This window comes from Pseudomonas sp. GM78 (genome assembly GCF_000282475.1).
Lineage (GTDB): Bacteria > Pseudomonadota > Gammaproteobacteria > Pseudomonadales > Pseudomonadaceae > Aquipseudomonas.
This window is the reverse complement of sequence record NZ_AKJF01000058.1, coordinates 17,372-30,337: the sequence shown is the minus strand read 5'-3', so window position 1 is coordinate 30,337 and position 12,966 is coordinate 17,372. Positions and strand designations below refer to the sequence as shown.

At 61.7% G+C, this 12,966-nt stretch carries 11 protein-coding genes; 8 read left to right on the top strand and 3 right to left on the bottom strand.

The window, feature by feature from the left end:
• Positions 1–8: 8 nt before the first annotated feature.
• The 5 genes from PMI35_RS24765 (at position 9) to PMI35_RS24785 (ending at position 5,375) form a co-directional block, all read left to right on the top strand.
• Complete coding sequence (locus tag PMI35_RS24765; RefSeq protein ID WP_008056557.1) at positions 9–1,259, top strand: helix-turn-helix transcriptional regulator; 1,251 nt, start codon at positions 9–11, stop codon at positions 1,257–1,259.
• Positions 1,260–1,391: 132 nt separating this feature from the next.
• On the top strand, positions 1,392–2,156 hold the full coding sequence (locus tag PMI35_RS24770) for an SDR family oxidoreductase (protein ID WP_008056556.1): 765 nt from the start codon (positions 1,392–1,394) through the stop codon (positions 2,154–2,156).
• Between the two features lie 23 nt (positions 2,157–2,179).
• Positions 2,180–3,013, top strand: a complete 834-nt coding sequence (locus PMI35_RS24775) for an SDR family NAD(P)-dependent oxidoreductase (protein ID WP_008056555.1) — start codon at positions 2,180–2,182, stop codon at positions 3,011–3,013.
• Positions 3,014–3,134: 121 nt separating this feature from the next.
• Complete coding sequence (locus PMI35_RS24780; protein WP_008056553.1) at positions 3,135–4,172, top strand: Rieske 2Fe-2S domain-containing protein; 1,038 nt, start codon at positions 3,135–3,137, stop codon at positions 4,170–4,172.
• A 24-nt stretch (positions 4,173–4,196) separates the two neighbouring features.
• A complete protein-coding gene (locus tag PMI35_RS24785) occupies positions 4,197–5,375 on the top strand; it encodes an MFS transporter (protein ID WP_008056552.1) in 1,179 nt (392 codons plus the stop codon).
• A gap of 33 nt (positions 5,376–5,408) precedes the next feature.
• Here PMI35_RS24785 and PMI35_RS33700 read toward each other — a convergent pair whose 3' ends face one another.
• Both PMI35_RS33700 and PMI35_RS24790 read right to left on the bottom strand, forming a co-directional pair.
• Positions 5,409–5,567, bottom strand: a complete 159-nt coding sequence (locus tag PMI35_RS33700; protein ID WP_008056551.1) for a DUF2986 domain-containing protein — start codon at positions 5,565–5,567, stop codon at positions 5,409–5,411.
• A gap of 112 nt (positions 5,568–5,679) precedes the next feature.
• Complete coding sequence (locus PMI35_RS24790; RefSeq protein ID WP_008056550.1) at positions 5,680–6,684, bottom strand: amidohydrolase family protein; 1,005 nt, start codon at positions 6,682–6,684, stop codon at positions 5,680–5,682.
• A gap of 327 nt (positions 6,685–7,011) precedes the next feature.
• On the opposite strand from PMI35_RS24790, the gene PMI35_RS24795 reads away from it, so the two are divergent.
• From PMI35_RS24795 to nahK, 3 genes are all read left to right on the top strand, one after another.
• Positions 7,012–8,196, top strand: coding sequence for a porin (locus tag PMI35_RS24795; RefSeq protein WP_008056549.1), 1,185 nt, complete (start codon positions 7,012–7,014; stop codon positions 8,194–8,196).
• A 209-nt stretch (positions 8,197–8,405) separates the two neighbouring features.
• The gene (gene nosP, locus PMI35_RS24800) at positions 8,406–9,569 is read left to right on the top strand and encodes a nitric oxide-sensing protein NosP (protein ID WP_008056548.1); all 1,164 of its coding nucleotides are present in this window, start codon (positions 8,406–8,408) and stop codon (positions 9,567–9,569) included.
• A complete protein-coding gene (gene nahK / locus PMI35_RS24805; protein ID WP_443217048.1) occupies positions 9,499–12,132 on the top strand; it encodes a hybrid sensor histidine kinase/response regulator NahK/ErcS' in 2,634 nt (877 codons plus the stop codon). The genes nosP and nahK overlap by 71 nt, the downstream gene beginning before the upstream one ends.
• Positions 12,133–12,268: 136 nt before the next feature.
• On the opposite strand, the gene PMI35_RS24810 is transcribed toward nahK, so the two are convergent.
• Entirely contained in the window at positions 12,269–12,934 is a 666-nt protein-coding gene (locus PMI35_RS24810; RefSeq protein ID WP_008056546.1) for a response regulator transcription factor, read from the bottom strand.
• Positions 12,935–12,966 lie beyond the last annotated feature (32 nt).

Sequence of the window (12,966 nt, the reverse complement as noted above, 5' to 3'; positions counted from 1 at the left end):
AACGAGCGATGGAAAATTCCAGTTTGAGTGTTCAGGCCCTGGCAGAAATGGGCGTGGAGCTGGCTGAATATGACAGGCTCATCGGCGAGTTCTACGACGGCTCGCTGGATCACAAGTTGATGGCCAAGACCCTGCGCCATGTCCGCAGCTTGTTCCAGGCCAACTATGTCACCTTGATCCTGCGAGTGCCTGAGCAGCCGGACCTGGGCCTGATGATTGTCGTCGGCGACATCGAAGGTGATGGAGAGGTGAGTTACTGGCCTTATCAACAATCGGTCACGCCCTTCAGCAACCCGCCGATCGACCAGGTGTTCACGGTCGACGACTTGATGACCGAGGCGCAGTGGACCAGTTCGGTTTACTACAAGACCTATGGCACCCTCCACGACACCTTCCACATCATGGGTGCCGATGTTTCCACACCCGATGGCGGCAAGCTGCGCTTTCGCATCACCCGGCCGAAAGCCGCGCCGAAATTCACCGCCTCCGAACGCACCTTGTGCGAAATGCTCCTGCCGCACTTGCGCCGTGCGATGCATGTGCACAATCTGCTCGATCGCAGCGAATCGATCGGTGAGTTGTACTCCCAGGCCATCAGCCGCTTGTCAGTGGCCACCATCGTCCTTGACCAGAACGGCAGCGTGCTGCGCCTGAACCCCGTGGCCAGCGAATTGCTCAAGCAGGCTGATGGACTCAAGCTGGTCGGCGGTCGTCTTGAGGCCACTTACCCCACCGATAATCGCGAACTGCAGCGCCTGGTGCGTAATGCCTTCGCGCGCGAAGCGAGCAGTGAGCAGGTCAGCACGGCGGCTGAAGCGATGGCGGTGTCCAGGCCATCGGGACAGATCAACCTGGGCGTCGTCGTCGAGGCGATTCCGACCCAGGACTGGGCCGAAGGCAAGAGCAAACCTGTGGTGGTGGTGTACATCCGCGACGCCGTCGGCCGTTCCATGGCCAGTGAAACGGTGACCAAGCAACTGTTCAACCTGACGCGGGCCGAAACCGCATTGGCCATGGAGTTGGCCAACGGCCTGTCCCTCGAAGAAGCCGCCGAAGTGCTGAATGTGCGTCGTAACACTGCCCGGGCGCACTTGCGCTCGATTTTCTCGAAGACCGGGGTCCGCCGCCAAACGGAGTTGGTGCGCATCATCCTCAACAGTGTGGTTGCCCTGGGAAAGCCCAAGTTGGCGATGCTGGCAAGCGATAAGCCGCAAACGCCGGCGTTGAAGCTGGCTCAGCCGGTACGCAACCGCGCCTGAACATGGTCCTTGTCAACCGAACGCCCCGTTCTTGCTCGCAAGATCGGGGCGTTTTAGTCCGTGCGGACGATGTTGGCGGCTTTGTGCGGCCCCAATACTAGCCGACACCGTTATTTAATGAGGAAGAACGTTATGCCAGTTACAGCGGTCAGCGGTTCTGCATCCGGTATTGGCGCGGCAGTCTGCCAGGCGCTACGCGCGGCAGGGCACCGTATCATCGGTATCGATCGGGCAAACGCCGAGGTCATCGCCGACCTGTCCAGCCCGGCCGGACGCCAGGCAGCCATCAGTGCGGTGCTTGAGCAAAGCGCAGGCGTGCTCGACGGCCTGGTCTGCTGCGCCGGGGTAGGTTCCAGCGCGACGTCCGATATCATTATCGCGGTCAATTACTTCGGCGTCAGTGAGCTGCTCGACGGTCTGGCCGATGCCCTGGCCAAGGGCGACAAGCCGGCCGCCGTGGTGATCGGCTCGATTGCCGCCACCCACGCCAAGCCCGATCAGCAGCCGATGGTCGCGGCCATGCTCGCCGGCAACGAAACCCTGGCGCTGGAACATGCCAATGCCCTGGGGCTGTCCCACGTCGCCTATGCCAGCTCCAAGTACGCGGTGACCCGCAATGCCCGCAGCAAGGCGGTGGCCTGGGCCAAACAGGGCATTCGCCTGAATGTGGTGGCGCCGGGAGCGGTCGAGACGCCGTTGCACCAGGCGTCGCTGAACGACCCGCGTTTTGCCAAGGCCGTACGTGAGTTCGTCGCACCGCTGGGGCGCTCCGGTCACCCCGAGGAAATCGCTCAAGTGGTGGCGTTCCTGCAGTCCGCACAGGCCAGCTTTGTCCACGGCAGCGTGATCTTTGTCGATGGCGGTATGGATGCCATGGTCCGCCCGGCCAGTTTCTGACCCTTGCCACAGAGAGCATGACCATGACCAAGGTGGCATTCATTACCGGCGCCAGCCGCGGTATCGGCCGGGAGACGGCATTGGCTTTTGCCCGGGCCGGATTTGATGTGGCGATCAGTGCCCGCACATTGGAGGAGGGCGAGCACGCCAGCCATCGCTTGTGCGATGCCCAGGGCGTGCCCTTGCCCGGCAGCCTCAACAGCACCGCGGCGGCCATCCGCGAGTTGGGGCGCGAGGCGCTGGTGGTGCCCATGGACCTGCTCGACAGCGCCTCGGTGGTCGCGGCCGGGCAGGCCGTGCTGGCAGCGTTCGGGCGCATCGATGTGCTGGTCAATAACGCCATTTACCAGGGCAACGATTTGAATGCGGCGTTCATGACACTGCAGGCGCAGACCATGGAACGGGTATTCAAGGGCTACATACTGGCGCCGTTACTGCTCACCCAGACGGTGCTGGCGGCCATGCTCGAACGGGGTTCGGGGGTGGTGATCAACGTGACCTCCGGGGCCGGCGAGGGCGACCCGCCCGTGGCCGCCGCCGACGGCGGCTGGGGGTACGCCTATGGGGCAGGCAAGGCTGCGGTTTCCCGGGTGTCCGGGGTGCTTGCCGCCGAGCTGGGCAAGCAGGGGATTCGCGCCTTCACGCTCAATCCCGGGGTGGTCACCACCGACGCACTGAAGGCCACGATTGGTGAGAGCGGCTTGCTGGCCATGCGCATCGGCACCGCTCCCCCCCAGGTGCCGGCCGCGGTCATGGTGTGGCTGGCGACGGCCGGGCAGGCGGTGGATTTTCAGCGGCGCACGATTGCTGCTCAGCCCTTTGCCCTGGAGCATGGGATCGTCGCGGACTGGCGCTGACAGTCTGGAGAAGTCGCGGTGGAAGGCTCATCTAGTCCATGCGGAGGATGAGCTCCGGCATCTGCTCGGTGAAGATTGACCGGGCAAGTAATCGGGGATTTCCACACGAGGAACAATAACAATGACCAAGCTCGCTGCAATCAATGTCGAAAATGCTCTGGCCCCTCGCTTTGGTCGAGGCTGGCACTGCCTGGGTGAAGCGGCCGACTACCGTGACGGCCAATTGCACACACTGGATATCTTTGGCACGCGCTTGCTGGCGTTTGCCACGTCCAGCGGCCAGATCAGCGTCATCGATGCGCATTGCCCGCACATGGGCGCCGACCTGTCGCGCGGTACCCTGGAAAACGACCGCGTGGTCTGCCCATTTCACCACTGGCAATACGACGCGAGCGGCAAGTGCGTGGAGATCCCGTACTGCAAGCGCATCCCGCCCAAAGCCAAGACCCGCAGCTGGCTGACCTGTGAAGAGAACAGACTTCTGTTCGTCTGGAATAACCCGCAAGGCAAGGCCCCGGCAGACGAGGTGGTGATTCCTCATCTGCCCGAGCAGGACAGCGACGAATGGCTGCACGACTGGCACATGGACAAGCTGATCATCGAGACCAACCCGCGGGAACTGGTCGACAACCTGGCGGATGCCCAGCATTTCGGCCCGGTTCACGGCACTCCGACCAAGTACTTCGCCAACGTTTTCGAAGGCCACATCGCCCAGCAGATTTTCCACGGTGACTCCGAGCGACTGGGCGGCGACCTGGTGGCCGAGTCGGCTTACTACGGGCCGGCGACCCATTTCACCCGCATGCGCGCGGTGTTCGAAGGCATGGAAATCCACTCGATCCTGCTCAACTGCCACGTGCCGATCAATGGCAACAGTTTCGAACTGCGCTTTGGTTGCATGGTGAAAAAAATCCCGGGCTGGAGCGAGGAGCAGAACCGCGCCCTGGCTCAGGACTATGTGATGCGCAACCGCGAGTCGTTCTATCAGGACGTGGACATCTGGGCGCACAAGATTCGGGTCAACAACCCGGTCCTGGCTGAAGGGGATGGCCCGGTCTACCAACTGCGTGAATGGTACGACCAGTTTTTCATGGACGAAGAAAGCGTGCCGGCCGCCATGGCCGAACGCCGCGAAATCATCACCGTCGGCCAGCGCTGATAACCACCCGGGCAGGAACGCAAAATGAACATGAGTGGCCGTAAAACACTGGCGATCATGCTGGCCGCCAGCTTTGCCTCGACGATTGGTGGTTTGCCATTCAATACCTTGCCTATCCTGCTCGGTTCGATGGTCGACAGCCTTGGGTTCAGTGTCCAACAGATCGGCCTGCTGGGATCGGTGTGTTTTGCCGGCTACCTGCTCGGCACGCTGGTGGCCGTGATGCTGATTGACCGCTTGAACTGGCGCTGGTTGACCCTGGGCTGTGCGGTCGGGGCTGCGGCGGCGTACTGGATGTCGTCATGGCTACCGGCTGCGGCGCAGTTGCCGGTGTGGGCCGTGATCGGTTTTTTTGCCGCGCTGATGACCTGCCTCGGCATGCGCATCATGGGCGAAATGGCCAACAAGGAACGCGCCTTGGGTATGCGTCTGGGCATCGAGCTCGGGGTGGTGGCTGCCGTGCTTTTCGCCTTGCCATCGCTGGTGATTGCGTATTTCCACTACGCCGGCGCGGCCTTGATGCTGGCCGCGATCATCCTGTTGTTGAGCCTCAGCGCATTGGTATTGCCAAAGCGCCAGGACTTTATTGGAGCAAGAGAGCAACTGCGCGGTGGATCGTTGCTCTCATGCTTTCGATTGCCGCCTGCGGCTTATGCCGCACTGGCCTTTTTCTTCCTGTTCGGCGTGGGGCAAATCGGCCTTTGGGCGTTCCTTGAACGTTTGGGCCATGGCCTGGCGCTGCAGCCAACGGAACTGGGTATCGTCTTCGCTGTGTTGAAGTTACTGGGCGGCGCAGCTGCGCTTGTCCTGGCCGTGGTGGGCGACAGACTGGGCGTACGCTTGCCCCATGTCATCGTCCTGGCGGTACTGGGAACGGGGCTGATGTTACTGGGCAACGCCGAGGGCTTCCTGATGTATGCCGCCGGTGCCTGGATCTGGGAGGTGGGGTTCACCTGGGGCTGTGTCTACCAGACCGCGGCGATTGCTCGCCTGGACAGCAGCGGTCGCTCGATCATGTTGATTCCCGGAGCCTTTGCCTTGAGCTCCATGGCTGGCCCGGCCGTGGCCGGGCAACTGGTCGGCCAGGGGTTTGGCGCTCTGCTATGGCTGGCGGCCGGCTGTGCACTGATCCCGGTACTGGCCTTTACCTGCCTGCTGGCGCAGCGTTTGAGAGGCCTCTACGCGCTAGCGCCGCTTCGATAAATTGAACCGGCGGCCAATGAGAAGATTCGTAGATCAACTCTCTGAGGAAATGATCGAGTCCTGACTGGCTTCGGCAGCCAGTTTCAATCGGTCCGCCTTACAAATGTACTTAGGCTTTTTCGGAGCCAGTTTGGCGCTGGCCTTTTTGGCCTTCTCCTTGAACAGCTGCTGCAGTTTTTTCTGACGGTTCATGTTTTTCCACCCGGCTTGTAAGTTCTCGAATGATATCAGCGTAGCCACTGCCTGGCAGGGCTTGTTGGTCACCTCTTTAGCCTGCCAGGCTGAAGTATCCGGGCTTTTTACATCAGGCGGTGAACCCGAACAGGCGTCTTGGGGTTTCCCACAGTATCTGGTGGCGGTCACTGGCACTCGGGAACATCTCGCCGAAGGTTGTCAGGACGGTGCCCAACTCCATGTGTTGACGCGCGCGCAAGAACGGCCAGTCAGTGCCCCACATGCAATTTTCGGCAGTGAAGGCCTGCAGCAATGCCAGCTGGTAGGGCTGGGCATCGGTGTAGGGGTAGCTCATTTTGGAGTATTGCGACAGCCCGGAAAGCTTGACGAAGGTGCGTCCGTTGCCGGCCAGGGACAGCAGTGCCTGGAAGGCCGGCTGCTGCAAACCGGCACTGGCGTCGGGCCGGCCGGAGTGGTCGATGAGCACACGGGCGCGCGTGCGCTGCAGTAACGGCAGCAGCGCAAGCAACTGGTCGTCTTTGACCTGGACCTGGGCAAACAGGTCCAGCTCGGCCAGGCGCTCCATCAGTGAGTCGGCCTTCGCAAAGCGCTCGGGACCCAGCAGCGCAGCATTGAGCGCGACGCCGACCACGCCCTGTGCCTTGTATTGCGCGAGCGTTTCGCTGGAAACGTCGTTCGGCACCACGACCACACCTTTGTGGCGGCCCTTGTTGCGAGCCAGCGTGTCCAGCAGGCAACTGTTGTCGAAACCATAAGCGGAGGTCGGCTGCACGATCACTGAATGGCGAATGCCATAGGCTTGCATGACTTGCTCGTAATACGCCGCAGGGCCGACCTCAGGCCCTGCCGGTTGGTAAGTGGATTCAGCGGGATAGGGGTATTGGACGGGGTCGATCACATGGTGGTGGCAGTCGATCTTGGGTTGTGAAAACAGACTCAGTAGCTGGGCATCCATGGCCATGCCTGATGAGTGTTCTGCGCCTTGCTGACTATGGCGTGCGGCGGCCTGGCTGAGGATCGGCAGGCCCAGCGCGGCGCTGGCGGTCAGCACAATGGAGCTTGTCTTGAGCAGCGAACGGCGGGAAAAACCGGATGCATCGAGGCGCGTGGTCATGTTCAAACCCTTGTTTTATTAGTATGTGCGGCTACAGGGAGTAGTGGCATCGACCTTAACCAAGCGCTTCCCGAGCGTCGTCTGTGAACTCATTAAGCGGGTATCGGTTTTATTTATGGACGACCCCGGTTCCTGTGGATGCCAGGCGGGTGTACAGGCCTACGCCCTAAGTTGTGAGCCCTGCCGACAGGCGGTCTTACGCCACAGTTGTCGCGCGCTTGCGGCCATTCCAAAGCAGCTCGAAACCACCCCCAAGGCAGCGTATGGCGCCGCCCGTCAGCTTTCGATAATCGCCTCCGACACCTCGTCCCAGTCGCGGAGCGCGCCATGCACAACAATAAGAACTTCACGCATCGTTTTTTACCGGCGTTGATCGCCAGCCTGTCTTCCTTCGGCATGAGCGCCACGGCCCAAGCCGAGATCATGCTGTACGACAAGGACCAGACCACGTTCTCCACCGACGGCTACATCAACGCCTTCTATGTGAACAGCGATGTCGACCGTGCCGGCGACCAGTTCGACCGCCGTCAATCGCGGGTGAAAATGGGCTTTTTGCCCAACTATCTGGGCTTCAACATGGGCAAGCAGGTCGACGACCTCAAGCTCGGTGCCCGCGCCTCCTTCTGGGTGACCATCAACGACAGTGAAACCAACGGCACCGACACCGCCATCGATGTGCGGCAGTTCTACGGCACCGTGGCCAACCCGGGATGGGGCGAAGTGCTGATCGGCAAGGACTTCGGCCTGTTTGCCCGCTCCAACATCCTGCTCGACGAGATGCTCGCCGGTTACGGCCAGGTCAGCGATACCCTTGGATTGGTGGATGGCGGCGGGGTGTCGTTCGGCAACATCGGCACCGGTTATCCCTATCCGTTCCCGACCTCGCAGATTACCTACCGCACACCGGTGATGGACGGCTTGCGTGTGGCGGTGGGCATCATGGACCCGGTGGACACCAATGACAGCAGCCCGACCGGCAAGGCCTACCAGGAAAACCCGCGCACCGAGAGCGAGATCACCTACCAGTTCGACCTCGCCGGGGCGCAGATCTACAGCTGGGTCAACGGCAGCTACCAGACCTCGGACAACACCGATTCCACCGTCGACACCGTCACCTCCAAAGGCGTCGGTTATGGCGTGCAGGCGAAAATGGGTGGCTTGTCCCTGACCGGGTCGGGCTTCCAGGCCAAGGGCATCAATCCGTTTTTCACCAACAACGCGGGCGAACCGACTCTGCGCAACGTCGACAGCGACGGCTACCTGCTGCAGGGCTCCTACAAACTGGGCAAGAACCGCCTGGCGTTGTCCTACGGCAAGACCAACGACGATGGCAACGGCGTGGTCGGCAGTGGCGCGGACTACGAGACCCGCGGCATCGCGCTGTTCCATGACGTGAACGACAATCTCAAGCTGGTGGCCGAGTACAACCAGTTCGAAATCAACGGCCATGACAACAGTGCGCAGAACGAAGACACCGATACCTTTGCGGTGGGGGCGGTGTTGACCTGGTGACAAATCAATAGACATCACACAGACCCACTGTGGGAGCGAGCCTGCTCGCGATGGAGTGTCAGATAGACAGGTGCCACCTGACCCACCATCGCGAGCAGGCTCGCTCCTACTCCCATTGAAGCGGCTACCTGCTACCCAAGTAGCATTCGTAGCACTTGGCAGGCTTCGTACACTCGAGCCTCACACACACGCACCTGCGGGGGGCGACGATGGAGCAGGTCCAGAACGAAGGGATCGTCAGTGCGATGTCCCAGGCCACCGATCCGCAGCAGGTGGCGCAGGAGTTGGCGCGGCAGTTGCTGCATCCGCACCTGGGCTTCGTGCTGTTCTTCTGTTCCGCCGAGTACGATTTGCCGGGGCTGGGCCAGGCGTTGCAGCAAGGCTTCGGCGGCATACGCCTGGCGGGCTGCACCAGCGCCGGCGAAATCACGGCCCAGGGTTATGGGCGCAATTGCGTGACGGCGGTGGGCTTTGATCATCGGTACTTTTCCATCGCCCTGGAACTGATCGACGAAATGGAGCACTTCAGCCTGATCGACGCGCAGCAGATGGTCGAGCGCCTGGTCAACGGCTGTCGCAGCAACACCCTGGCCCCCATCAAGGGCAACAGCTTTGCCCTGACGTTGCTCGATGGCCTGTCCAGTCGCGAAGAAATGGTCCTCGCCGCCTTGAGTGCCGCATTGGGCGACATTCCGCATTTTGGCGGCTCGGCCGGTGACGACAACTACCTGACCCACACCCATGTCTACTTCGACGGCGGGTTTCACAGCGGCGCGGCGGTGGTGGTGCTGGTCAATACCTGGCTGGACTTCGAAGTGTTCACCACCCACCACATTCTGCCGCGGGCGGAAAAACTGGTGGTGACCGGCGCCGACAGCGTCTCGCGGCAGGTCTTCGAACTCAATGCCGAGCCAGCCGCCGCCGAGTACGCCCGGCACATCGGCGTGCCGGTGAGCGAGCTCGACCACCGGATCTTCGCCGCGCACCCCTTGGCGGTGAAGATCAACGAGCAGTATTACGTGCGCGCCATCCAGCAGGTTCATCCGGACCTGAGCCTGAGTTTTTATTGCGCGGTGGAGAACGGCATCGTGCTCACCGCCATGACCCCAGGGCCGATGCTGCCGAACCTGCAAAACCTGTTCGACGGCTTGCAGCAACGGCTCGGCGATCTGTTGCTGACCATTGGTTGTGACTGTTTCCTCAGGCGCCTGGAGCTGGAAGACAACGGCGGCCTGGACCGGATCGGCAGTTTTTTGCGCGAACAGCGGGTGATGGGGTTCAACACCTACGGAGAACAGTTCAATGGCATGCACATCAACCAGACCTTCACCGGCGTTGCCATTGCCCGCGGCCGGTCCCGTGGACGGCGCTGAACTGCGGGCGCAAATCGCCGTCCTGCAGCGCGATAAGCAGAAACTGCAGCGCATCAACGCGGCGCTGATCGAGCGAATCGAGTCCGGCGTCACCCGCGGCAACGATCCGTACGCCGCCTTCCAGCATTCGGTGGTACTGGCCGAGCAGGTGCGTGAACGCACCGATGCCTTGAACCAGGCCATGGCCGAACTCAAGGCCGGCAACCATCTGCTCAGCGACGCCCGCCTGCGCGCCGAAACGGCCCATCAACACCTGATCGATGCCATCGAAAGCATTTCCGATGCCTTCGTGCTGTTCGATGCCGAGCAGCGCATTGTCTTGTTCAACAGCCGCTTCAAGGCGTTCTGGAGCAACAGCCGGGTGCGGATCAACGCCGGCATGCGCCTGACCGAGGTCAAGCGCCTGATGCTCAATAACGGCCTGTTTACCGAAGAACCTCGCGGGCATGCCGACGAAAACCTGCTGTATCGCTTGCAGGACGGTCGCTGGCTGCAGGTCAGCGAACGGCCGACCCAGGAGGGTGGGCGGGTGATCCTGTTCACCGACATCACCGACGTCAAACTCAGCGAAACCGTGCGCCGCGAGCAGGCGGTGGCGCAGAAATCGCACTTGCTGCAACGGGCGGTCGACAACTTGTCCCAAGGGGTGGCCATGGTCAACGCCGAGGGCATTCTCGAACTGTGGAACCGACGCTTCCTCGAGCTCAGCGGCCTGGCGCCGGTGGCGGCCCATCGCCCGTTTGCCGAAGTCATCGCCGACAGCGAATTGACCCTGCTGACCCCGGCCAGCCGTGGCGCAAACGGGCGGCCGGTGCAGGAGTGCGAACAGCGCCTGTGCGACGGCCGGGTCCTGGAAATCCGCACCCATCCGTTGCCCACCGGCGGCTTCGTCAACACCTTCACCGACATCACCGAACGCTACCAGCACGCCGAAGCCCTGAGCGAAAGCGAGCGCTGGATCCGCCTGATCACCGACCACGTGCCGGCGTTGATCGCCTACCTCAATGCCGATCTGGTCTACGAGTTCACCAACAAGGTCTACGAAGAATGGTACTGCTGGCCGCGCGGCGTGATGCTCGGCCAGAGCCTGCGCGAAGTGCACAGCGAGCAGCATTACCAGCGACTGGAGTCGTACGTGGCGCGAGCGTTGGCCGGGGAGAGCGTGACCTTCGAATTCGCCGAGACCAACGTCAACAACCAGGAGCGCTACATGTTGCGCTCCTATGTGCCCAATCGCCTGGCCAGCGGCGAGGTGGTGGGGATCTTCGTGTTGATCCGCGACATCACCGAACGCCGCCGTACCGCCGAGGCGCTGCACCAGGCTTATCAGAATCTCGAACTGCGGGTGCGCGAACGCACCGCCGAATTGACCACCCTCAACGACCAGTTGCTGCGCGAAATCGACGAGCGTCGTCGGGTCGAGTCGCGCTTGCGCGAGGCCAAGCTGGAAGCGGAACAGGCCAACCTGTCGAAAACCAAGTTTCTCGCCGCCGTCAGCCACGACCTGCTGCAACCGCTGAACGCCGCGCGGTTGTTCACCAGTGCCTTGCTGGAGCGGCGCGAGCCGATGGCCAACGAGAACCTGGTGCGCAACGTCAGCAACTCACTGGAAGACGTGGAAAACCTGCTGGGCACCCTGGTGGATATTTCCAAGCTCGATGCCGGGGTGATCAAGGCCGACATCGCGCCATTCGCCTTGAACGAACTGCTGGATAACCTTGCCGCCGAATACACCCAGGTGGCGCGCAGTGAAGGCCTGCAACTGCATTTCATCCCCTGTTCGGCCCTGGTGCGCAGCGACATCCAGTTGCTGGCGCGGATCCTGCGCAATCTGTTGAGCAACGCTATTCGCTACACCTACAGCGGTCGGGTGGTGCTGGGTTGCCGGCGCCATCACCAAAGCCTGTCGATCCAGGTCTGGGACAGCGGGATGGGCATCGCGGAAAATCGCCTGGAAGAAATCTTCCAGGAGTTCAAACGCGGCGATGTGCAGCGCCCCGATCAGGATCGTGGGTTGGGCCTGGGCCTGGCGATTGTCGAGAAAATTGCCGGCATCCTCGGGCACCGCATTGACGTGCGTTCTTGGCCGGGCAAGGGTTCGATGTTTTCAGTGGAAGTGCCGATGAGCGCCACCGCGCCCAAGCCATTGCCGAGCCTGCTGATGAGTGAACCGATGCTCGAACGGCTGCGCGGCGCGCGGGTCTGGGTGCTGGACAACGATGCGACCATTTGCGCTGGCATGCGCACCTTGCTGGAAGGGTGGGGGTGTCGCGTGGTGACGGCCTTGTCGGAAGAGGACCTGGCGCGGCAGGTGGACAACTACCATGCCGGTGCCGACCTGTTGATCGCCGACTATCACCTGGACAATGACCAGAACGGCGTCGATGCCGTCGCGCGGATCAATGCCCGCCGTGCTTGCGCGATCCCGGCCATGATGATCACCGCCAATTACAGCAATGAGCTCAAACAGCAGATCCGCGAACTGGGCCATACCCTGATGCACAAACCGGTGCGGCCGATGAAGCTGAAGACGGCGATGAGCCATTTGCTCGCCAGGCCTTGAATTCTCGGGTGCCGCTCCTGGCCTCATCGCTGGCAAGTCGAATCGTCGCACCGCAGCTCCCACAAGGATTTGTGAGCACCACACATCCCTGTGGGAGCTGGCTTGCCAGCGATGGGAGCGACGCGGACTGTCTGTTTCACCGGCGCAAATAAGACCCGAAATCGATATCCCCGGCACTCAGGATCGCCTGCACCCGGTTGTGCACGTTGAGCTTGCGCAGGATCGCCGAGACGTGGGCCTTGACCGTGGTTTCGGCGATTTCCAGGGTGTAGGCGATCTGTTTGTTCGATTCGCCCTTGGTCATGCGCTCCAGGACCTGCAATTGCTTGCGGGTCAGGGCCTGGAGCAGTTCGGGCGGGAAGCTCGGGGCATCGTTCATCCGCCGGTGCGTGCTGCTTTTTGCCGTACGGATAATGTCCGGGGGCAGGTAGACATTGCCGTTGAGAATCTGCTGGATCGCCTCGGTCATCTGCGCGCGGGGCGAGGATTTGGTGATGAAACCCACCGCGCCGTAGGTGATGGCCTGCAGGACGATCTGCTTGTCCTGCTCGGCGGAGACGATGACCACGGGAATGGTCGGCGCTTCGTTGCGCAGGTTGATCAGGCCATTGAGCCCGTGCATGCCGGGCATGTTCAGGTCGAGCAGGATCAGGTCCAGGTCATCGTGTTCCTGGGTCAGGGCCAGGGCACTGTCCAGGTCCGCGGTTTCCATCACCTCGCTACCGGCAAAGCCATCGCTGATGACGTTGTGGATGGCTTCGCGAAACAGCGGGTGATCGTCGGCAATCAGAATTTTGTACATAGCCTTTCACCTCATTATTTTGATTATGGTGT